Here is a 22442-nt window from a genome sequence, read left to right as displayed (position 1 = left end):
CCGGCGGAATACCAACCGCCCGTTAAATCACTCATCAATAGAGTTTTCATGCGCCGTTTCTATTCGAAGGCATTTTCTGTCGGCCTGCTTCTGAGTACTGCCCTGGCGACTGTGCCCGCACTGGCGGAAACCGCCGGCAGCGTAGGTGAGGGCGAGGGCGAGGGCGCCGCCGTAAGCGCGGGCCCCCAGCCTACGGCCACGATCACCCGCGAAACGGTGCCCGACTGGGTTGTGCTGCGCGATGTGCCGAAGCTCACGCCCGCCCGTCTGGAGCATGTGACGGAAGGCACCGCCAACCTCCTTTCGGACAAACAGGTGCGCGTCACTTCCGCAGGGCACGACGAGTGGTTCCGCTTTGCCTCTGCCGTCACCGAGCGCAGCGGGCTTGAGGACAACGGCAAGATCGAGGCCGATTTCGACCCGCATTTCGAGACCGTCTCGCTCGATTTCGTCCATGTCATCCGCAACGGCCAGCTCATAGACCTGACCGACAAGACCAGCTTCCGCGTGGTCGAGCACGAGGACAGCCTTGATGACGAGATCGTCAGCGGCACGCTGAAGGCCGTCGCCTACCTCAAGGACATTCGCGTCGGCGACATTATCGACTTCGCCTATACCACGCACACTCGCTCCACGCTTTGGCCGGGGCAGTTCTTCGACCAGTTCGGCCAGCGCTATTCCGATCCGCTGGCGATGCGCGCGGTCCGCTTCATTTGGCCCACCGGCATGGGCCTGTCTTTCAAGGCGCTCAACAGCACGGTGTCCTTCACTCCGCGTTCGCATGACGGCACTACCGAGTGGGAATGGACCGAGACCGATCCCTCCGCCATGCAGGGTGAGGAGAACGTGACCGAGACGGCTTATCAATGGGGCAAGGTCGATATCTCGACGATGAAGAGCTGGGGCGAACTCGCCCAGTGGACCGCCCGACTCTACGTGGGGGACGAGGGGCTTACCGACGATTTCCGCGCGCGGCTGGATGCCATCGCCAAGGCCTATCCCGCGCCGGCGGATCGCCTGACCGAGGTGACCCGCTATCTTCAGGACAATATCCGCTACGTCGGCGAGGAAATGGGCGAGGGATCCTATGTTCCCCGCCGCCCGCGTACCGTGCTGGAGCGGGGCTATGGGGATTGCAAGGACAAGAGCCTGCTGCTGGCCGTAGCGCTGCGGCATCTGGGGATCGACGCGGTGCCCGCGCTGGTCACCACGAATGGAGGACTCGGGTTGCCGATCCGATTGCCTTCGCCGCTGCTGTTCGATCACGTGATCGTTCGCGCTATGCTCGATGGTAAGCCGATCTGGCTCGATCCCACCGGCACTCACCGGGGCGGCCGGGGCAAGGGGATCGTGCAGGCCGATTATGGGTACGGCCTGCCGATCACGGCCGGGCAGACCGCGCTTGAACCGCTTGACGGTTTTGCGGCCAATGCCGGCGGCATGGTGGTGCTGGAGCAGTTCACCGTGGACGAGGTCGGCGCGGTGCCGCTGACGCTCCATGTGGAGACTCGCTACACCGGCGCGCGTGCCGACGACATGCGGGCCGATGTGGCCGACGGCTCGCTGCAGACGATTACCAAGGGCAACCTCGATTACTATCGCAAGAACTTCGCAGGCATCGTCGAATCGAAGCCGTTGGAGATTCGGGACGACCGCGACGCCAACACGGTGCTGGTCGTGGAGAACTACACGCTTTCGAAAGCCGATTTCGCCAAGGACAAGATTGCAGCCAAGCTGGTCACCAATGCCTATGACTTCGGGAATGTCCTACCGGACCGGCAGAGCGGTCCGCGTCAGCAGCCGCTGGTTTTGCCGCGCTACGTCTCGCACGATCAGGTGATCGAGCTGACCGTGAAGGACCGCGAACTCTGGGCGCCCGACGATGTCGAAGCCAGCGGCGATGGGATTACTTTCTCGCGCCGTGGCACCCGAAGCGGCGATACCACGCGCATCAGCTATCATCTGTCCACCGGCGGACAGGACGCGGTGCCGGCGGCCGGCGCAGAGCAAGTCTACGCGATCTCGGACAAGATCAAGGACGAGACGGGGCTGGAATTCTACCTTGAAAAGTCCGCACGCCCGTCTGCGCCCCCGCCGGGCGGATTGGACAAGGCGACCATGGCGCCCTTTGCAGCGGATTTCCAGAAAGCCTCCGCTCTCCTGCAAAAGGGGGACGATGCCTCGATGATCGAGGCACTGCCGATCCTATCGGGCATGCTGGACAAGCTCAAGCATCCTTCGCCCGAGGCCGGTCTGGTCGAAGGCCTGAAAGGGGCGGCGCTGGCGCAACTGCGCCGGTCCGGTCCGGCCCTTGCATCGCTGCGATCCGCGACCGAGCAATTCGACGGCAATCCCGCGGTGTTCAGCCTCTGGCTCGCGTTCGAGATCGACGGAAACGACGCGCATGCCATGATCAAGGCGCTGCGCCGGACCCAGCAGGCGCAGCCGAAGGTCGTGGCGGAATTACGCCCGGATTGGGTCCGGAAGATCTTGCAGGAAGCGGACAAGCTGCCGGCGGCGGAGCGTGAAGCGGCGGGCCAGGATGTCTGCATCGCCCTTACCGACGCGGGTTGGCAGTTGGAGCCGCGCACGATTTTCGGTAGTGCCATGCTCAATTGTGCCATCGCCGCGCACAGCCGCCGGGGCGAACTGGACAAGGCACGCACGGGCCTTGCGTTGAAGCCCAGTGCGTTCGGACTGGCGCTGTTCTCGCTCGACCAACGGCACAAGGCGCTGTGGCCCGATCTGGACCGCCTTGGTGCCGATGGGTTCCGCAAGAACCTTGAACAGGACGTGGCGCGCACGGCCGCTGCCGCCAAGGCCGCGCCGCGCGATGCCGAGGCGCTGACCGCCTACGTCAGTGCGCTGCGTGCCGTCGGCCGGCCGGATGAGGCGGTCGCCGCCGCCAAGCCGTTCGTGACCGACAAGGCGCAAGTGGAGGCTACCGGCGACGATGCCTTCCGGCTGGTCCATCAATATGCTGCGGCCCTGCACGATCTGGGGCGGGCGGACGAAGGGCTTGCTGCACTGGACGGCGTGCTTGCGCTGGGCATGGATGCCTATCCTTCGCTGGCTACGACAGCGATGAACCGGATTAACATGCTCAACCTCATGGGGCGCCATCAGGAGGCGCTCGACGCGGCAAAGGTTCTGGACGAGCAGGAATCCACGAAAACCAGCGCTTTCGGTCGGATTTGGCTCTGGGCCGAACAGGCCTGCGCGCTTCACGCGCTGTCGCGCCCGGGCGAGGCCAAGGCGTTGGAGGACAAGATGTCCGCCAAGCCCGACGATAGCTGGAGCGCGACGATGATGGTGGCTGCCTGCCGCAACGATGCCCCGGCCATGGCGAATATCGTGGTCACTCGCCTGAAGGATGAGGAGAGCCGGTCTGACGCGCTTGCGCTGTTCATGCGGTTCCAGATTCGCACTCCGGAACTGCCCTATGAGAAGCAGTTGCACGATGCCGTGCAGAGCGCGCTGCGCACACCGGCCGTGCAACAGGAATTCGCGCGGGTCGGCCGTGCCGTGAATTACGCGGGTACTTCGGCGGGATTCAGCGATTTCTAGAACCGGGCCGAGGTTCGTGTAAGGGGGCGGGGATGCCTGTGCCTATGCCCCCGATGACGAGACTGCGATGGATGGTGCGGCGCATGCTGGCCGGGGCGCTGCTATTGCAAGGCGCTGCGCCCGTCCATGCCGAGGACAACCCGTGGCCCGGCCGGACGCGCGCGGCGGTCGATTATCTGGACCGGCGATGGGGCAAGTCGGACGATTGGGACGGGATCGAGCCCTGGCAGCGCTTTGTCGTCGTCGATGCCCTGATCGACCATGAACGGCGGACGGGCGACCGGCGCTGGGGGCGGCAGGTCGATGCGGCGGTCCGCAATCACTCCGGCCTCGCGCTCAACGACGACGCGTTGTGGGCGGTGATCGCCAATGTCCATGCCTGGCAGCGCGACGGCGATCCGGCGCTGCTGGCTTATGCCATCAAGACGTACGGCGAGATCGTTGCGGACTATTGGGACGACCATTGCGGCGGCGGACTGTGGTGGGATCCGGCGCGGACTTACAAGAACGCGATCACCAACGAATTGCTCATCTACGCCTCGACCCAGTTGTACCTCGCCACCGGGCAGGCCAGCTATCGGGACTGGGCACTGCGCGGCTGGGCGTGGCTCGAGCAGTCATCCATGATCGGCGCCGACGGGCTGGTGAACGACGGGCTCGACAGCAATTGCCGCAACAACGGGCAGCCGCGCTTCACCTACAATCAGGGCGTGCTGATCGGCGGCTTGAGCGATCTTGCCCGGATTACCGGCGATGCAGGCTATCACGACCGCGCGGTCAGGCTGGCGCTCGCCGCCACGCGCGGGCTTTCGACGCCGCAGGGCATTCTGCGCGAGCCGGTCGATGCGATTGGGTCGGACGGCTGGATGTTCAAGGGCATCTTCGCCTACCACCTCGGCCATCTGCTGGAGATAATGCCTGAGGGGCCGGAACGCGGCGAACTCATGGGCTGGGTTCGCGCGAATGCCGATGCGGTGTGGCGAATGAGCGCGTCCGGAACCAAGCCGATCGGCAGCGACTGGTCGGACAGTGCATCGGCCACCGGCGCAGCAACGCAGGCGTCGGGGATCGACATCCTGCTTGCCGCGACCGGCTAACTCGGGCCTCTTATTTTCCGTCGATCAGGGCGTTGAACTGCTCCAGCGTGCAGAAGCCGGGGTGCTGCGGCACGGTGCAGCCGGTGGGGCTCATCGCCACGCGCACAACACCGCTTGTGGCGCCGCCATTGCGGATGCTGTCGAGCGTCTGGGCGCGGTAGGAGACGCGCATGAAGGTCTGCCCGGCCCGGTCGTGGAGGCGTTCGATCACGATGGCGCCGCCGGGGGCGGGGTCGTCCTGCGCGAAACCGGGGATCTGCCAGTGCACGTCCAGCAGTCCGCCGAGATTGGCGACATTGGTGTCATGGCCGGAAATCACCGTGATCCGCGCGGGACCTTCGAGACCTTGCTTCACGATTGCGGCCAGCGGCGCGAAATTGGCAGCCGCAATCGGTTTCGGGCGGGCGAGAAGCTCGAATTCCAGTGCATGGAAGCGCGAGAGCGCGGTCACGTCGGCGGCACTGGCACGGCCCCAGCCGACTTCCGCCATCGGCTTGCCGTCTGCATATTCCAGCAGGAGGGCTTGCGCGGCGGTGGAGGCCTTGTCGAGCATGCCGGAAAGCTTGGGGCGCGAAGTGGCCGTTGCGCCCTTGAAGGAGGACGGCACCGCGGAAATGCCGCAGACGCCCTTGGCGGGCGCGGTATTCGGCCCGCAGAGAACGGCATCGAGCCGCGCTGCCAGCGCCTGTTCCTGCGCGTCGCGCGCGGCAAGGCCGCCGGGCCCAGCGGCGGCAAGCACGGCGGCGTCGGCCTGCGCCGGGTCCCAGTTGGCGGGGCTGGCCTCAATGGCCGAGAACAGCGGGTCTTGCTGGCCTTGCGGCGGATGTTCGGCGGTGAGGCCGCACTTGGGGGCGAGCGCGCCCATCCAGGCTTCGGCCGTGGCAATGGTGCGCTGGTCGCTATCGGCCACCACGCGGACGGTACCGGGCGCAGGGCATCCGCGCGCCGGAAGGATACCGGCGGCGCGGAAGGCTTTCGCGTCGCTCTGCCCGAGCGCGGCCACGGCTTCGGCGCCATGATGGGTCAGCCAGCCGGGTGCGACGGACCACTTGGGCCAGTCGCCCACGGCGGTCCCGGCGGGCATCGCCGGGTCCTTGGTCGGCGGGCGTACCCCGTGGCGCATGACCAGCACCACGCGGTCTACCGTGAGGTCGGAGGCATCCCGCGTGGACGCCTGAGGCGCCTGCGCGGAGACTGCCGCAAGCGGCGCGGCGAGTGCGGCAAGACCGATGCCGGCGAGTTTCATGCGTTTCATCGACATCGATCCTGTCACAATTCCGTTCCCGTTCCCGTTCCCGTTCCCGTTCCCGTTCCGATCAGAAGTGCATCTGCACGCCGATGCGGTACTGCGCGCCGTACTGCTCGCGCTCGACCAGTTGCTGGCGAACGCCCACGTAGCGGCGCCACGGTGCGTCGGTCAGGTTGATCGCGTCGCCGAACACGGAGAACTGCGGCGTGATCTGGTAGCTGAGGTGCAGGTCGAGTTGGGCATTGCCGTCGGTATACTCGTCGGTCGAGGCATCGGCGCCGAGCAGGTCGAGATAGGCCGAACGGTAGTTGAGCGCGAGGCGGGCGCCGAAGCCGTACTTCTCATAGAAGATCTGCGCGTTGGCGACGTTCTTCGACTGGTAGATCAGCGGAATGCCTCCGTCGCGCACGAAGTCGGCATCGGCATGGCCCCAGACGTGGGTGTAGTTGGCCGATACGCCGAAGCCGCTCCAGAACCCGGGCAGATTCACGAACTGCATCTGGGCGTTGAATTCCACGCCGGTCAGCTGTTCGCTGCTGGCGTTGATCGGCGAGGCGACATCGGCCGCGGCGTAGAGGACGTTGGCGATCGTCACGTCCGTCTGGCGGGTGTTGTAAGTGTAGATCGGATTGTCGATCGACTTGTGGAACACCCCGGCCGAGAACAGCGCGCCCGCCGTCGGGTAATATTCCAGCGAGGCGTCATAGCTGACCGCCTTGAGCGGCTTGAGGTTGGGATTGCCCATGGAGACGTTGGACACCGTATCGTCCTCGACCACCACGTAAGGGGCCAGATCCGGATAGTTCGGGCGGCCGATAGACGTGGTGACGGCGGCGCGGGCGACAAGGTTGTTGCCGAAGTCGTACTTGGCGTTGATGCCCGGGAACAGGTCCGTGTAGCTCTGGTGGCCGAAGACGTTGAAGCCTTCGTCGAGCGTGGAGTTATCGTCCACCGCCTTGGCGCTGGTGGAGTCTTCCGTATGCTCGATGCGCACGCCGGGCACCACGGTCAGCCCGCCGAAGCGCAGCGTTGCCATGATGTAGCCGGCGGTGATCTTCTCGCGCACGTCGTAGTCGCTGGCGAGGCTGTCGGAGAGCGTTCCCGCGTTGTCGATCTTGGCGACCGAGGGATTGGCGCTCATGTAGGCGCGCGCCGCGTCGTAATCGATGCGCGTGCCGAAGTTGAACATGTCGCCGTAGAAGCTATCGTCACCGGTATAGGCGCCGCCCTGGTTGAGCGTCCACGCGGTGCCCGCCTTGTAGTCGGTCTTGTCGTGGTCGTCCGCCTTGTGGCGATCGATGTACTTGGCGCCGATCGCGAAGGTGGAATCGTCACCCAGGGCGATGGGGTGGGTGTAGTCGATCCGGGCCTGCCACAGCTGCTCGAATGAGCGGCGGTGTTCGAAGTTGTACTTGCTGAGCGCGAAGGCCGAAGGGGTGGAGAACAGCGCGGAATCGCTGGGCACCATGGTGTAGGGATCGGTCGAGGCGTCGTAGTCGATCGCGGTCTTGCCCTTGGGGGCAGTGAACGTGAACTCGCTGCGGACCGGGTCGACCTTGGTCGCGCGCGTCCAGCCGCCGGACATTTCCAGCTTGCCGCCGGCCACATCGTCGAACTCGCCGCCCAGCGTGGCCGACTTGGTGTTGTCGTCCTCTTCGCGGTGCCGCACGAGGATCGTGGCGGTGCCGGCGATGGCGCCGGTGGTGCCGTTGACCGACGTGACCGCCAGGCGGTTCTGGTCGCGCGTTTCGTTGTCGTTGAACTTCGAATAGCTGGTGCGCAGGTAGAGCTTCACCGTGTCCGAGGGATGCCAGTCGAAGTTGCCGACCACGCCAAGGCGCTTGCGCACGAGGTTGTAGTCACGCAGGCCATTGCCGTCCGGCACGCCGTTGTAGGTCGTGTAGTCTTCCGAGGCCTGATAGTTTTCGGATTCGATCGGACGGCGCGAATAGTTGACCGAGACGACGGCGCCGAACTGCTCGTCCGCGCCGAAGCGGCCACCGGCCGTGGCGTCGAACTGGTAAGGCGTCTTGTGGTTCAATCCGTAGTAGCCGATCGATCCGCGTGCATCGAGGAAGAATGGCGCGGCGCTGTCGAAGGCGGTCTTGGTCTTGATGTCCACCGAACCGCCGATGGCATTGGCGTCCTGGTTGGGAAGGACCGACTTCGAGACCGAGATCGACTGGATCATGGCGGAGGGAAGGTCGTCCAGCTTCACCACGCGGCCATCGGGCTCGGGCGCGGGAAGGGTCTGGCCGTTCAGCGTGACGTTGACGAGGTTCGGGTCGATGCCGCGAATGATGACGTAGCGGCCTTCGCCCTGATCGTTGGCGACCGAGATGCCGGGCAGGCGCTTCACGGCTTCGGCCACGTTCTGGTCGGGCAGCTTGCCCACGTCGTTGGCTTCGAGCGTCTCGACGGTGTTGAACGCGTCGCGCTTCTCGGCAATCGCCTTGCGCTGGGCGGCAAGATCGCCGTTGACGACGATCTCGTCGCCATGATCGGCGCCAGTATCGGCAGCGGCAGCATCGGCGCCAGTATCGGCAGCGGCAGCATCGGCGGCAGCATCAGCGGCACGGGCCGGGCTCGCGACACCGACCATGGCGGCAGCGGCAAGGGTGAACAGCGAGGTTTGGCGAAGCAGAGGCGCGCGCAGAAGCGACATGAAGAATCTTTTCCCTGATCTTGTCTTTGGCGACGAGCGCCCACTGGTCGAGGCCGATGACAGCTCGATGACGATCCGGGGGAAATGCCGTGGGGACAGGAACATGGATGAAATTGGGCGTGGCTGTGGCAATTACGCGACACATGGAGCCGGGCATGTCCGTCGCGGCAGCGCAAGGCCCTCAACCCGCTGATAAATCCCGCCGATAAATCCCTATGTCGCGAACCCGGCCTCCGCTATCGAACTGCGACACGACCGGCTGCGGCTCTGAAGGTCGGGAACAAGGGATGGGACAATGAATGCGACGCTTCTCCGTGGCGTAATGGTGGGTGCGCTCGCCGGACTGCTGTTCGGGTTCGATACGGCGGTTATCGCCGGCACCACCGAGGGCATCCGCAGCGCTTTCGCGCTCGGCGCGACAGGTGTGGGCGTCACGGTTTCAAGCGCATTGTGGGGCACGCTGGCAGGCGCGCTGCTCGCCGGTATTCCGGGCGACCGCTACGGCGCGCGCGCTTCGCTGACGGTGATCGCGCTGCTCTATCTCGTGTCCGGCATCGGCTGTTTTCTGGCGTGGAACTGGCCCATGCTGCTGATCATGCGTGTGCTGGCCGGTTTCGCGGTGGGCGCATCCTCGGTTCTGGCGCCCGTCTATATCGCCGAGATCGCCCCCGCCGAGCGGCGCGGCATGATGGTGGGCGCGTTCCAGCTCAATGTCGTGCTGGGCATTCTGGTCGCCTATCTCAGCAACTATCTGGTCTCCAGCCTTCAGCTTGGCGCGATGGACTGGCACGTGAAGTTCGGCGTGACCACGCTGCCCGCCGTGTTGCTGCTGGTGATGATGCAGACCATCCCCGACAGCCCCCGGTGGCTTTTCGCCAAGGGCCGGGAAGGGGAGGCCGCCGCCGTTCTGAGCAAGCTGGGCAACCCTGACGTCGCGGGCGAAATGGCGATCTGGCGCCGCGCGGAAGCGCAGACTCATGCCGCGCGCCTGAGCTGGAAGCGGCACCACAGGCCGATCCTGCTGGCCGTCGGCATTGCCGCGTTCAATCAGCTCTCCGGCATCAATGCGATTCTCTATTATCTGAACGACATCTTTGCCGCCGCCGGCTTCTCCGGAGTTTCGGCCGACAAGCAGGCCATCGTCATCGGTACCTGCAACCTTGTCTTCACCGCGCTGGCGCTGACCGTGATCGACAGGATCGGCCGCAAGACGCTGCTACTGATCGGCTCGGTCGGCCTGACGGCGGCACTGGCAGGCGTTGCCGCGATCTTCTCCGGCGGCACCCACCACGAGTGGCTGCTGTGGCTGCTGGTCGCCTTCATCGCCTTCTTCGCGTTCTCGCAAGGCGCGGTGATCTGGGTCTATATCAGCGAGATCTTCCCGACCGACGTGCGTGCGCGCGGGCAGAGCCTCGGCTCCTCCGTCCACTGGTTCATGGACGCGGTGATCGCTTTCGGCTTTCCGCTCGCCGCCGCGCGTGGCCACGCGCTGCCGTTCTGGCTTTTCGCGGCGATGATGGCGCTTCAGTTCGTGGTGGTGCTGCTGTTCTTCCCCGAAACCAAGCGCCGTTCGCTGGAGGCCATCGGCGAGGCCATGTGACGCATCAGGCAGCGGGTTCGACCAGAACCTGCTGCTCGTTCATCCGGGCGTCTCCATAAGCGGTGAGGAAGGCGACATCGGCCGCGTCCCGGCCGACGCCGATCTTTGCCATCACCGCCTCCCGGGCCATGCCGGTGGCATCGATCAGATGCCACTCGCCGCCCAGGAACACTTCGGCCACGGCGTGGAAGTCCTGCGGCTCTACGCCCAGCGCATAGACGCTGGCGATCCGCGCAGGGATGCCGACGGCGCGCACCAGCGTGATCAGCACATGCGCGAAATCGCGGCAGATCCCCTGCCGCCGGATGAAGGTATCGGCCGCCGTGGTCTGGCTGGTGCTGACCCCGGGCACATAGCTGATCTTGTCGTGCACCCAGTCGCGCATCGCCATGACCAGCGCGCCGCCGCCCAGATCCGGAAACTCGGAGGCCGCGAAGCTCTGGAACCGGTCCGCCGGGCAATAGCGCGAGGCCATGAGGTACTGGATCGTTTCCCCCGGCAACTGATGCGGCGGCACGCTGTCGAGCTTGCGGCAGTCGGCCAGCAGCCGCTCGATAGAGACGATGGCCCGATAGTCGACACGCAGGTTCCCCTGCGCGCGGAGCCAGATCCGCTCCCCGATGCAATCCTGCGCGGGGACGCGGGCGAAATGTTCGCAGGGCGGCAAATCGATATTGGCCGAGAGCACCTGCTGCTCGGGAATGATCGCCGCTTCCAGCTGGAGAAGAATGTCTGTCGGCTTGTCGAACTGATAGTCTAGCCGGGCATGAATGGAGAGTTTCGTGGCCGCCTCTGCGCGTGGCGGCGGGGAGGTCGCATCGGAGCGGTTTTGGGTCACTGCCGGTCTTCTCCTGAACTGCACCCCGATCACTGCGAGCAACCGTTCCGGCGCCGGGAAGTTGCGCAACATCGCCCGAATTTACGCGCTGCGCCGGCATCGCATTAGGTTGGTAAACAGACTGCCGCGCCTTTCCACCGGCTCGCCTGACCCGCCGCCGACTCGCGGGTTTCAACCATTGTGCCCGGCATAAACTGGCTGCTAGCTGCCCGTGTGGCCCGGCGCCCCCCTAATTGCCGGGTCGCAACCCCGTAGGACCGTCTCAATCCCCCCGAGACGGTCCTATTAGGGGGCATCAAGTCAGGTGCCCCGATCAGGCGCTCTGCCAGGTCTCCGAAAAGACACGCTCGAAATTCCCGCCGAGGATCTTGTCCAGCGTCCGGCGCGAATAGCCGCGCTTGGCCAGTGCATCGGCAATCACTGCATAGCGATCCGGCCGGTTGAGCCCGATCACGAAGGGCGGCGGGCCTTCTCCCGGTGCTGAGACGCCGGCCTTCTTGCGCTCCGCGATGTCGTCGTTCCAGGCCTTCATGCTTTCCGGCGATGTGTCGAACGGGGTGAGCAGCCCATCGGTCCCGATCCCCACGTGATCCTCTCCGCAGACGCGCACGGCATGCTCGATATGGGCGAGATAGGCATCCAGACCCGGCTGGGCGGGCGCGGGCACGAGGAAGGCCAGCTCGTAGATCCCGACCACGCCGCCCTTGTCCGCCAGCGTGCGCAGCAGTGCATCGGACTTGTTGCGCGGATGCGGGTGGATCGCGGCGCAGCCGGCGTGGGTAATGAGCACCGGCTTTTTGGAGGCTGCCATCGCATCGAGGCTGGTCCGCTCGTCGCTGTGGCTGATGTCGATCGAGGTGCCGAGCGTGTTCATCCGGCTTACCGCCGCATGTCCCAGTTCGGTAAGGCCGGTCGATTGCGGCGCCAGTACGCCGGAACCGAACGGCGAGACGGTGTTATAGGTCAGCCCCATCACCAGCACGTCGGCGGCGCGGAAATGGTCGATATTCTCGACGCGCCCCTCCAGCATTCCCGCCGCCTCGAACGAGAGAATGACGCCGACTTTCCCGTTCCGCTTCGCCTGCGCGAGATCGGCGGGGCTCGTGACTTTCGTGAACAGGTCCGAATTGACCGCGATGCCTTTTGCGAAGCTGGCGATCTGTTCGTCGGTCTCGGCCTTGCTCAGGTTGCCGCTGCCGCCGAGCGTTATCTTGAACGCATCGAGGCCCGACGAGCGTACCATGGCCCGCGTTTCCGCATCGAGCGGATCGGGCGAATCCACCGGTGCCACGAGATTGCCGTCGATGACGAGCGCCCTGCCGGATTTCCGCGCCGGCGCCTGCGCGGCATAAGCGGCGACGGGGCCCAAAAGCGCTGCGGAAACCGCCCCTCCGGCCAGCGTCAGAATTTCGCGACGATCCATATATATCCTCCCAAGAACGCATGGCGGATGGAAGGCGCGGGGCGCGCGAACAACATCTCGTCGACAGACGACATTTGTAATCGATGAAACGGCGAAGCTCGTCTTCGCCGCTATCGTCAGGTCAGTGCTGTTTTGCCGGAGCCGATGCCGGATTGGGATTGGGGGTCGCGCCTGCGCTCTCAAGCTCTGGATAGCGTTCGAGAATCGCGCGGGTCACGCCGTTGGTCCAGCCGAAGCCGTCTTGCAGCGGATATTCGCCGCCGCCGCCGGGCAGCCGCTCCTCGACATCATACTTTTCGAGCATCTTGCCGGTTTCGCGGTAGGTGACCTGCACCGTCTCTACCCACCGATGGGCGATGTCGCGCGCGAGTGCCTGTTCGCCGTAGCGGCCCAGTCCGTCGATCGCGACCCACTGGAGCGGCGCCCAGCCGTTGGGTGCGTCCCATTGCAGGCCGGTGGTGAGCGTCGTCGTGCGCAGCCCGCCCGGCGCGAGCAGTGCGGTGCGGGTGATCCCGGCCATGGCCTTGGCCTGCGCGGCCGAGGCCATGCCGGTAAAGAGCGGATAGAGCGTGGCGCTGGACAGAACCGGCGTCGGCGCGCGATCATCCAGCGACCAGTCGGCAAAGCGCCCGTCCTTTTTGGACCAGAGATAGCGGTCGACCGCGGCCTTGCGCCGTGCGGCGCGCTGGGCGAACTCGGCCGCGCAAGGCTTGTCGGCGGCGGCTTCGCAACCCTTCTCGATCCGCGTTTCCATCGCCCACATAAGCGCGTTGAGATCGACGGGGACGATCCGGGTGGTCCTGATCGTGGAGAGGTTGTGCGGATCGGTCAGCCAGCGCGAGCTGAAGTCCCAGCCGCTTTCGGCACCCGCCCGCAAATCGCGGTAGACCTCTGCGGCATCGCGTCCGGACGCTTTGGCGGCGGTCGTGCGGTCTTCCGCGTAGGACTCGTCGCGCGGGGTGTCGTTATCGTCCCAATAGCGGTTCAGCAGGCTGCCATCGGGCATGCGCATCACACGTTCGCAGGGTTTCGCGGCGGTCGCGCAGGCCTCTCCTGCCATCCAGTAGGCATGTTCCTTGCGCAGCGCGGCAAGGCGGCGGGCGCGGATCCTTGGGTCGGCCTGCTTCGACAGGTCCAGCATCAGCGCGAAGAACGGCGGCTGCGAACGGCCGAGGTAATATGTGCGCGTGCCGTTGGGAATGTGGCCGAAGCGCTCGATCAGGCTGGTGAAGTTGTCGATCATCCCCTCGACCAGATCGTCGTGCCCGTCCGCGACGAGGCCCAGCATCGTGAAGTACGAATCCCAATAGTACATTTCCCGGAAGCGGCCGCCGGGAACCACATAAGGGGCGGGCAGGGCGAGCGCCGAGGAACCCGCCGGGGGATCGAGCGGGGGCCGCGTCAGCTGCGGCCAGAGCGCGGCGATATGGGCCTTGAGCGAAAGCTTCTCGGTGGGGGCGTGCGGAACGTCGAAATGGCGCAGGACAAACGCGCGCAGCGCCTCGGGGCCTTCCGGCTGTTCGGCGTGCCAGGCGCGCAGGATCGTTTCCGGGTCTTCGCGCGGGGTGGCGTCGGCGAAGGTCTTGCCATCGGCGAAGATGTGTTCGGTCTGGACTGCTTCGTAGAGAGGCCCGAAAAGTTGTTCGGGGCTCTGAGGCGGGGCGGCCTGCGCGGCGCAGGCGAGGGTGGTAAGCAGGGCCAGCCCCGCACGGGTGGGCAGGGCCAGGCGGCGCGAGGGGGCAGCACGGTTCACGTCGGGGATTCCTCAGGCAATCCGGGGGATGCGTTCGCTCGACTGGCGAACGGCGGCGCGTACCGCTTCGAGATGGCGCAGGTTTTCCGCTTCCGGCGCGGCATCGAGCATCGGGTTGTAGTCACGCGCGCGGATGCCCTGGCCGGTCATCACGGCGAACCAGCTGGCGTCGCGGAACAGGTCCTCGCCGGTCAACATGATCCGGCCGGAGGTCTCGTACTGGGCGATCCGGTAGGCGAGCGTTTCGGGCAGCGCGGCGGTCTGGCAGTGTTGCCACATCGGCTCGCTGCGCCCGGCGGTGAAGTGGTAATGCAGCACGAGGAAATCGCGCACGTCTTCCATCTCGCGCGCGAAGATGCGGTTGTATTGCTCAGCCAGCAGCGGCTCGCAGCCGGCGCGCGGGAACAGCGAGAGCAGCTTGCCGATGCCGGTCTGGATCAGGTGGATGCTGGTCGATTCCAGCGGCTCCAGAAATCCGCTGGACAGGCCGATGGCCACGACATTGCCGACCCACGCGCGCTTGCGGCGGCCGGGGGTGAAACGGATCAGGCGCGGTTCGGCGCTCGGTTCGCCAATCGCGCCGAGCAGCGTTTCGCGCGCGGCTTCGGGCGTCTGGAACGCGCTGGAAAAGACATAGCCGTTGCCGACGCGGTGCTGCAGCGGGATGCGCCAGCGCCAGCCGGCTTCATGGGTGATCGAACGGGTAAAAGGCACCGGCTCCGCGTCTGCCGGGGTCGGCGCGGCCCATGCGCCGTCGCAGGGGAGCCAGTGCGACCAGTCCTCGAATCCGGCTTGCAGGCGATCCTCGATCAGCAGGCCGCGCAGGCCCGAGCAATCGATGAAGAGGTCCCCGGACAGGCGCTCGCCCTTGTCGGTGGACACGCTGCCGATGAAGCCGGTTTCGCCGTCCTGCTCGATCTCCGTCACTTTGCCTTCGTGGCGCTGCACACCGCGCGCTTCGGCGTGCTTGCGCAAGTATCCGGCGTAGAGGCTGGCGTCGAAATGGTAGGCATAGCCCAGCGTGGAGAGCAGCGAGCGCGGGTCGTTCGCGGGCTGGATGAAGCGGCGCTGGCGCGCCAGCTGCGTGGTCAGCGAATAGTCTTCGGGAGAGAGGTCATGCCCGCCCAGCCACGCGCGGATCAGGCGGTGCGGGAACATCACGGCGTCGCCGGGGCCGCCATACGTGCCGAAGGGGTGGAGATAGTTGTGCCCGTCGCCCTGCCAGCCCTGGAATTCGATGCCGAGCTTGTAGGTCGCCTTGGTGGCGGCCATGAATTCGGCTTCGTCGAGGCCGAGGAGCTGGTTGAACCAGTGGATCGTCGGGATCGTCGCCTCGCCGACGCCGATCGTGCCGATGGCGTCGGATTCGACGAGGCGGATTGCGATCCCGTTCGGTTGGAGCGCCTTGGACAGGGCCGCGGCCGTCATCCATCCGGCCGTTCCGCCGCCGAGGATGACGATGGAGCGGATCGGCGCCTTGTCTGTCATTTACCGCATCCCGTGGCTGGTGCGGGGCGCTGGACGGCCAGGAATACCGTGCTCCAGAGCTGCGCCGCGTTGGATTCGTCGACATCCGCGCCGCTCGCGCCGAAGGGCACGACCTTGTAGGCGCCGCCTTCGTAGTTCCACGACCACAGCTCGGAACTCTGCACGCTGCGGCTGGCGGCGATGGCGTTCCACAGGCTGTCCTGTGCGGCCAGAAGCTGGCGGCAGACGCCGGGGGAAAGGTCCGTCCGCGCGATCTGGCGGGCCAGCCCGGATGCGGCGAGGGCCTGATGCCACGACCAGATCACCGTGCCGTGATAGGCGTTGCGGCTGAACGTCTTTTGCAGTTCGGGCGAGGCGAACACCGGGTTGGCGACGACCATGCCTGCGCCGGTCATCAGGCCCGCCGGGAAGGCATCGCCGATGGTCTCGGCGGCAATGCTCAGCTGGTCGCTGGTCGGGCGGCCGTAGAGCAGCGCGAAGCCTTCGTCGGAATTGACGATGGGCACCGGCTTGCCCTGCGCGTCGAGCGCGATGGCGTGATAGCGGATCGGGCGCTGCGCTGCCGCCAGCGCGGGGGCGGCGGGCACGGCTTCCTGCTTGGCATAACGGGCGATTGCGGCCTGCGCGGCGGCAGGCTGCACGGTCTGCTGGAACAGCCCGGGCGCCCGTTCGCGCCAGACTTTCGCCATCTGCGAAAGCTGCGCCAGCATGGCCTTGTCCTCGGGCTTGGTGAAAGCGTCGAGCAGGCCGGCGCGGGCGAGCGCGTCGGCGGCGTCGAGCGCGGCTGGAACGAGGATCGCGTTGACGTCGTAAGGATAGCGACCGCCGCCAAGCCCATCGTTGCTGTCACGCCATTGGCCGACATCCATGCCGGGGTGCAGCGCGATCAGGTTGTTCCAGCGCGGGTCCTTGGCGAAGGCCTGTGCCTGCTGCGCCACGAAGCGGATGTTCGTCATCAGCGCCTGACCGAGCGGACGTCCCTGATCCTGCTCGGCAAGGAAATCGGCAGCGCGCGCCTTGCCGCGCGGATCGTCCAGCAGCCATGCCTGAGCGACGGGCGCCAGCATGAAGGAGCTGTCGATCATCGCGTAATTGAACGTCGGCGTGTCGGACTTGCCCTGACCCGCGCGCATGTGATCGAGCACCGCGAATTCGCCGATGTCTTCCTCATGCGCCACGTTGCCGTCGTGCGACAGGCGTTCGAGCACGGCGCGCAGGCCGGTTTCCACCGCTTCCGGTTGCAGCGCCGGCATCAGCATCCGCACCGACATCAGGGTATCGCGACCGAAATAGGTGTTGAACCTCCAGGAGCCCGCCATGAACTTCTCATGGTAGCTGAGGAATTGCAACGCGGCTCGGGCGGCCGGGTCGGCGGCAGCCTTGTCGGTGAGCAGCGTTTCGGGCGTGAACGGCGTCAGCGGCTGTTCGCCGGTGAGCGCGGTCACCGTGAAGACGATGCGTCCGTCCGGGCCCGCCGTGATCGTGTTGCCGCTGACGGTGCCTTGCTCGGCGGTGAGCGAGAGCTTGTAGCCGGGCGCGCCGTCCAGCCGGTCCCTTGCCCAGACGAGCGTGCGGGCCTGCGTCTGTCCCGGCACCAGCACTTCCGCCGGAGCCGTGCCCAGCGCCTGATAGTCGCGCAGCACGCGCACGCTGGACAGCACCGCCTGTCGCACGACCAGCCGCGAGGCGCGGATTTCGGCGCGGAAGGTGACGCCGTGCAGGGTGCGTCCCTGCGCGTCGGTTCCGCTGACGGGCTGGGGCTGCCCGGTCATCGTCCATTCGGCGGCTTGCGGCACTTTCTCGAACCACAGGCCCACGCCGCTGTTGCCCGCCGGGAAGGCGACGATCACGCGCGGGTCATTGCCCGAGCGCAGCAGCACGTGCGCGGCTACCGGTCCCTGCTGCACGAACGTGTTGAGGTTCAGTCCCTCCTGCACGGTGTGCAGGGGCGCCTGTGTGGTAGCCTCCTGAGCCCAGGCGGGCGAGGGGGATGCAAGGGCGAGAGGAGCGGCCGTCAAGGCCAGCGCGGCGAGCCGAAGGGAGGGCCTGCGAAACAGGGGAGGCATCGGGAAGCTCCATGTAAAATGTGAAAGGCCGCGCTCCGGGAGGAGGGGGAGGAGCGCGGCCTTTCGAAAACCAGCGGCGGCTTCGTCGTATCGACGGTGCCACCGCTGACTTCCAGTCAGTTTATGGGTCGGTATTCGCTCAGAACGAATAGGTGACCGAGGCCAGCGCATTGCGGCCGGCGATCGCGCGGCCATAGAAGAAGCCGTCCACGATCGTCTGCGTCTGTCCCTGACGCGGATTGCCTTCGGTGAAGCCCTTCGCGTTGGTCAGGTTGTCCACGCTGACGTTGACGTTGATCTGCTTGGTCACGTTCACCGTCGCGCCGATCGAGAAGACGCTGTAGCTCGGCAGAGCCACGCCGTTACCCGAGTCCGCGAAGATCTTGCCGATGTACTTCCAGCGACCGTAAACCTCGCCCAGCCCGTGCGGCAGGATGAAGGCCGGCGTAACCGTCAGCAGCTTCTTGGGCGTGCGTTCGGGCGTATTGCCGTCGAACTGCGGCTGCTCCACGCCGTTGAAGCGCAAGTTGCTGAGCTTCGGATCCTGATAGACGCCCGTCGCGGTGAGGGTGAAGAACGAGACCGGCCGGATTTCCGCATCGAGCTGGATACCGTTGGTCTTGTTGTTCGCCAGCGCATTGGTCGCATTGGCCGGATCGTTCGGATCGATGAACTGGTAGGACTGGTTCTTGAAGATCGTGCGGAAGCCGACGAGCGAAGCGCTCAGCCAGTGGTTCTGGAAGCGTACGCCGCCCTCATAGAGCGTCAGGTCGGTAGGCTCATGCGTACCGCCGGTGTCGCCGCCATTGGTCTGGAAACCACGGGCACCGCGCACGTAGAGCGAGATATTGTCGGTCAGCTCATAGTTGACGCCGGCCGTGTAGGCCCAGTCGTGATAGCTGGCGCTCTCGTGGTTGTACGTGCCGTCGAACGTGCTGCCGACGTCCTGCGCAAGGCCGGGCGTGCCGGGGGCCACGGGTTCGTTGACCGCCGCAGTATTGCCGATGTTCACCGCAACGTGCTGATGCTCGTAGCGGACGCCGAAGTCGACGTGCAGCTTGTCGTTGACGGTCAGTTCGTCGTTGAAATAGGCCGAGGCCGAGCTGACCTTGTCATTGAAGATGCCCTGGCCCCAGTTGCCATAGCTGATCATGCCGTTGTTGGTCAGCTGACCGAGCACGTTCCCGTTCCCGTCCAGCGCGACCAGATCGTAGATGTGCGAATTGTTCGTCACATCGTTGATCGCGTAAGCGACGGCCGACTGGTCGTTCCGGCGGCGGACATTGTAGTACATGCCGCCGACGGTGAGCGAATTCTTGATCGTGTCGCCCTGGGTATCCCAGCGCACGCCGAAGTTGCTGCCGAAGTCCTTCGTGGACAGTGTCTGGTGGTTGAGCACCGTCTGCTGAAGCAGGCCATTGCCGTTGAGCGCATTGAGCGCCGCGGTGTTGGACGCAGGGGTAACCTGCCCGGACTGCAAGTCGCGGATGCCGAACTGCGCGGTGCCGGGGAAGGCTGCCAGACCGGCGGTCAGCAGCGAGTCGACCGGGGATGTGCCGGGCGTCAGGTAATCGACGGCAGAGGCAAGCCCCGAGGTTCCCGCGCCGCTGCCCGGGAAGATGCCGTTGAAGTCGTACTTGCCGTCCAGGTAGCGAGCATGCGCGAACAGCTTTAGTTCGTCGCTCACCGGCTTTTCGAAGTCGAGGCGATAGGTGTTCGACTGCGTGTGAATGCCGCGATCGCCCCGGAACGGACGGATCGTGTTGCCCGTTGCCGACGAGACCGGCACGCCGATGAAGCGGAAGTCTTCGCCCAGGATGTTGTCGTACTTGAGGTCCATGCCGGGGACCGAGCTGATCTTGCCCGATGCGGACACCGCGAAGGGCATGTCGGCATAGTAGGGGTCCGACTGGTCACGGCGCTGATAGCTCACGCGAACGTAGCCATCGTCGTCGAACTTCTTTTCCAGCACGGCTTTGACCTGGAAGCTGTCGTACCGGAACGGCGACTTGCGCTGGCCTTCCTGGCTCCAGAAATAGCCGCTTGCCGCGAAGGACACGCTATCGCTGATCGGTGCCGAGAAATAGCCGTCCACGCGGTAGTCGTTGTAGGTCGTGCCCGTTGCGCGGATCGACCCGGTCGGCTTGTCGTAGCTCAGCGGCTTGGAGATGAAGTTGATGGTCGCGCCCGCGCCGTTGGGCGCGAGAATGCCCGAGGTGCCGCCGGCAACCGCTTCCATGCGGTCTACCGAGAGGTCCTGCTGGAAGTAGAAGTCCGCGCCGCCGCCGCCGTAGAGGATCGGCAGGCCGTCCTGTTCGATGGTGATGAAAGTCTGCGCGCCGCCGCGCAGGCCGCGCACCGAATAGTTGTTGGAGGCGGGGCCGGCGGTGGCTTCCACGAAGATGCCCGGCACCAGTTCCAGCGTTTCGGCCATCGAGCGCGGGGCCTTGCGGACAAGGTCCGCCTGATTGGCCAGCGTCACGTTGGACGAAGAGTTGAACAGCGTGCGGCGACCGGAGGTGCTGCCGGTGACGATGATCTCGTTGAGGCTGCTGGGGCCGTTGTCGGCAGATGCCGTGGTGTCTTCGGCCTGCGGTGCGGCGCCTTGCGTCGCGGTGGTCGCTGCCGTGGGCGCGGCCTGTCCGTAAGAGGCGGTGGTCATGCCCCCTTTTGTCGCCGGGGCACTGCGCTCTGCCAGAACGGCGGTGCGGCCATCGAACGATACGAGGCGCAAGTCGCTGGCCGCGATCAGGCGGCGCAGGCCGTCCTCTACGGTAAAGCGGCCCTGAACGGCGTTGACCTTGCGGCCGTGGGTGGCGCCGCCCGAGGCCAGGACCTGGATGCCCGCCTGTTGGGAGAAGGCCAGGATGCCGGTGCCGGCCCCTTGCGCAGGAATGTTGAAATTATGCAGTTGGTCCTGTGCCAGCACGGGCGTGCTGGCCATGATGGACACGCCGGCAACGCTTGCCAACAAAGCCGATTGAACGTGGAAACGGCGGATGGATCGCATGTTGCCTCCCCTTTCTTTTTGCAGCCGAACACTTCGGCCGGTTTTTTTAGAAAGACGTTCGGCGGAACAGTTTCCGTCAGCGATGCAAAAATAATTTACGGGACAACGCGTATGACGTTGCCATCGTGGACGACACGGCCCCCGACCATCGCGGCCGAGGCCGATGCGAAGCCTTCAATGTCGTCGGTCTGGAACGATCCGACCACGCTCTTATCGGCGAAAACAGGGTCCACGACAACTTGCATCGCATGATAGCCGTTGAACTCGGCGGCGGCCTGCGCCAGCGGCACATCCTCGAACACGATCCGGCCGTCCCGCCACGCCAGTTGCCGGTCGACCGTTTCGCTTTCGAGCGCGGCAACCTTGACGCCCGCGTCGCTGATCACGGCGCTCTGCCCGGCGGTCACGAAAGCGCTGTCCGTCTCGCGGCCGGACCACACTTTCACAGTGCCCTCGGTGACCACGACTACGGTGGCACCGTTTCGGCGACGCACGCTGAAAGCCGTGCCCACGGCCTGTACGTTGACCGGGCCCGCCGTCACGGTGAACGGCCGATCCGGCATCTTGGCAACCTGAAACCATGCTTCGCCGCGCGTCAGTTGCACGTCCCGCCGGTTCGCCGTGAACGACACGCGCAGTTCGCTGGCGGAATTGATCACCGCCAGCGATCCGTCGGCCAGCGGCACGCGCCGGATTTCGCCGGTATCGGTGCCGAGCGTGGTTCCCCGGGGCCAAAAGTTGAAGGACAGGGCGCCGATCAGGGCTGCGGCGATCCCGCTTCCGCCCAGCGCCAGCAAGCGGCGGCGCGCGAACGGGAACGCGGCGCGGGCAGGGGGCGCGTCGTCATCCGCGGTTTCCTCGGCGGTTTCCTCCTCTTCGGCTCCGGCGAGGACGCGGCACCGGTCGAGCATGCTCATCGCCGCCTGTGCGCGCAGCAGCGCACCGCGATGGCGCCGGTCTTCGGCAAGCCAAGCGTCAAGCTGGACGCGCTCGGCGGGAAGGATGCCGCGATCGAGCCCGGCGGCCCATTGAGAGGCGATTTCTTCGATCATGGCTGCTTCCGTGTCGCACGCATGGATGCTGCTGATTTCGGGGTCGATCTGGAACGGGCGGGCAAGTCGCCACGCTCGTCATCGGTCATCTGGTTGAGAATGCGGCGCAGCCCGCGCGCCACTTCGTTTTCGACCACGTTCTCCGTAAGGCCGAGGCGGGATGCGATCTCGCGCTGGGAAACGCCTTCGATCTTGCGAAGCCGAAAGACCTGCCGCGCCCGTTCCGGCAGGGCATCGATCAGACGCTCCACGCGTTGCAACGCGCTGCGCCCTGCGGCGATCCGCTCCGGCGAGAACTCGTCGAGTGCGTGCTCCATCTCGACCAGACCGCTCGCCGCCTCGATCCGCACGACGCGATCCCGGCGCACTTGTTCCAATACGATATTGCGGGCGGTCCGAAAGAAATAGCGGCGCGGATCGTCGATATGCTCGAACCGATCAAGCTCGGAGATGCGGCAATAGGCTTCCTGCACGACGTCATCGACGTCTATCGCCGGAAAGGCCGAGCGCAGCCATTTGCGCAACTGCCTTTCATGTGGAAGCACATGACGACCCACCCATCCGACCAGATGGAGCAGCCGTTCCTCTCCGTTGCCCGTCATCGTGACAATTCCAACGCTGTAACGCGAATTTT

13 protein-coding genes are annotated in these 22442 nt (G+C 65.7%); 3 read left to right on the top strand and 10 right to left on the bottom strand.

Going from position 1 to position 22442, the window contains the following annotated elements:
• Positions 1-48 precede the first annotated feature (48 nt).
• Together AC1VVM_RS15540 and AC1VVM_RS15535 are read left to right on the top strand one after the other, a co-directional pair.
• On the top strand, positions 49-3567 hold the full coding sequence (locus AC1VVM_RS15540) for a DUF3857 domain-containing protein (protein ID WP_482955453.1): 3519 nt from the start codon (positions 49-51) through the stop codon (positions 3565-3567).
• 53 nt (positions 3568-3620) lie between these two features.
• Positions 3621-4664, top strand: a complete 1044-nt coding sequence (locus tag AC1VVM_RS15535; protein WP_482955452.1) for a glycoside hydrolase family 76 protein — start codon at positions 3621-3623, stop codon at positions 4662-4664.
• A 10-nt stretch (positions 4665-4674) separates the two neighbouring features.
• Here the strand turns inward: AC1VVM_RS15535 and AC1VVM_RS15530 are convergent, their stop codons facing one another.
• A complete protein-coding gene (locus tag AC1VVM_RS15530; RefSeq protein WP_482904541.1) occupies positions 4675-5919 on the bottom strand; it encodes a histidine-type phosphatase in 1245 nt (414 codons plus the stop codon).
• Between the two features lie 61 nt (positions 5920-5980).
• Entirely contained in the window at positions 5981-8578 is a 2598-nt protein-coding gene (locus tag AC1VVM_RS15525) for a TonB-dependent receptor (RefSeq protein WP_482955451.1), read from the bottom strand.
• A 295-nt stretch (positions 8579-8873) separates the two neighbouring features.
• Here AC1VVM_RS15525 and AC1VVM_RS15520 point away from each other — a divergent pair, with 295 nt between their 5' ends.
• Complete coding sequence (locus AC1VVM_RS15520; protein ID WP_482955450.1) at positions 8874-10178, top strand: sugar porter family MFS transporter; 1305 nt, start codon at positions 8874-8876, stop codon at positions 10176-10178.
• A gap of 4 nt (positions 10179-10182) precedes the next feature.
• Here the strand turns inward: AC1VVM_RS15520 and AC1VVM_RS15515 are convergent, their stop codons facing one another.
• From AC1VVM_RS15515 to AC1VVM_RS15480, 8 genes are all read right to left on the bottom strand, one after another.
• Complete coding sequence (locus AC1VVM_RS15515) at positions 10183-11016, bottom strand: transglutaminase-like domain-containing protein (RefSeq protein WP_482904538.1); 834 nt, start codon at positions 11014-11016, stop codon at positions 10183-10185.
• 313 nt (positions 11017-11329) lie between these two features.
• The gene (locus AC1VVM_RS15510; RefSeq protein WP_482955449.1) at positions 11330-12439 is read right to left on the bottom strand and encodes a dipeptidase; all 1110 of its coding nucleotides are present in this window, start codon (positions 12437-12439) and stop codon (positions 11330-11332) included.
• Between the two features lie 121 nt (positions 12440-12560).
• Positions 12561-14192, bottom strand: coding sequence for an alpha,alpha-trehalase TreF (treF, locus tag AC1VVM_RS15505; protein WP_482955448.1), 1632 nt, complete (start codon positions 14190-14192; stop codon positions 12561-12563).
• A 12-nt stretch (positions 14193-14204) separates the two neighbouring features.
• On the bottom strand, positions 14205-15680 hold the full coding sequence (locus tag AC1VVM_RS15500; protein WP_482904535.1) for a tryptophan halogenase family protein: 1476 nt from the start codon (positions 15678-15680) through the stop codon (positions 14205-14207).
• Positions 15677-17746, bottom strand: coding sequence for a glucosidase family protein (locus tag AC1VVM_RS15495; RefSeq protein WP_482955447.1), 2070 nt, complete (start codon positions 17744-17746; stop codon positions 15677-15679). Before AC1VVM_RS15495 ends, AC1VVM_RS15500 begins: the two co-directional genes overlap by 4 nt.
• Positions 17747-17885: 139 nt before the next feature.
• On the bottom strand, positions 17886-20756 hold the full coding sequence (locus AC1VVM_RS15490; protein ID WP_482955446.1) for a TonB-dependent receptor: 2871 nt from the start codon (positions 20754-20756) through the stop codon (positions 17886-17888).
• Positions 20757-20851: 95 nt separating this feature from the next.
• Entirely contained in the window at positions 20852-21808 is a 957-nt protein-coding gene (locus AC1VVM_RS15485) for a FecR family protein (protein WP_482904532.1), read from the bottom strand.
• Positions 21805-22410 carry an RNA polymerase sigma factor gene (locus AC1VVM_RS15480; RefSeq protein WP_243652492.1) on the bottom strand — a complete coding sequence of 202 codons (606 nt, stop codon included), beginning with the start codon at positions 22408-22410 and terminating at the stop codon, positions 21805-21807. Before AC1VVM_RS15480 ends, AC1VVM_RS15485 begins: the two co-directional genes overlap by 4 nt.
• Positions 22411-22442 lie beyond the last annotated feature (32 nt).

This window comes from Novosphingobium sp. BL-S-33 (assembly GCF_056857025.1).
Note: the sequence above shows the minus strand (reverse complement) of the source record. Positions and strands in the feature narration are given on the sequence as shown.

What these genes read in the sequence shown, in the direction of transcription:
- AC1VVM_RS15525 (WP_482955451.1), bottom strand. Translation starts at nt 8,578, where the DNA reads ATGTCGCTTCTGCGCGCGCCTCTGCTTCGCCAAACCTCGCTGTTCACC.
- AC1VVM_RS15490 (WP_482955446.1), bottom strand. Translation starts at nt 20,756, where the DNA reads ATGCGATCCATCCGCCGTTTCCACGTTCAATCGGCTTTGTTGGCAAGC.
- AC1VVM_RS15535 (WP_482955452.1), top strand. Translation starts at nt 3,621, where the DNA reads ATGACGAGACTGCGATGGATGGTGCGGCGCATGCTGGCCGGGGCGCTG.
- AC1VVM_RS15530 (WP_482904541.1), bottom strand. Translation starts at nt 5,919, where the DNA reads ATGAAACGCATGAAACTCGCCGGCATCGGTCTTGCCGCACTCGCCGCG.
- AC1VVM_RS15520 (WP_482955450.1), top strand. Translation starts at nt 8,874, where the DNA reads ATGAATGCGACGCTTCTCCGTGGCGTAATGGTGGGTGCGCTCGCCGGA.
- AC1VVM_RS15510 (WP_482955449.1), bottom strand. Translation starts at nt 12,439, where the DNA reads ATGGATCGTCGCGAAATTCTGACGCTGGCCGGAGGGGCGGTTTCCGCA.
- AC1VVM_RS15500 (WP_482904535.1), bottom strand. Translation starts at nt 15,680, where the DNA reads ATGACAGACAAGGCGCCGATCCGCTCCATCGTCATCCTCGGCGGCGGA.
- AC1VVM_RS15495 (WP_482955447.1), bottom strand. Translation starts at nt 17,746, where the DNA reads ATGCCTCCCCTGTTTCGCAGGCCCTCCCTTCGGCTCGCCGCGCTGGCC.
- AC1VVM_RS15485 (WP_482904532.1), bottom strand. Translation starts at nt 21,808, where the DNA reads ATGATCGAAGAAATCGCCTCTCAATGGGCCGCCGGGCTCGATCGCGGC.
- AC1VVM_RS15540 (WP_482955453.1), top strand. Translation starts at nt 49, where the DNA reads ATGCGCCGTTTCTATTCGAAGGCATTTTCTGTCGGCCTGCTTCTGAGT.
- AC1VVM_RS15480 (WP_243652492.1), bottom strand. Translation starts at nt 22,410, where the DNA reads ATGACGGGCAACGGAGAGGAACGGCTGCTCCATCTGGTCGGATGGGTG.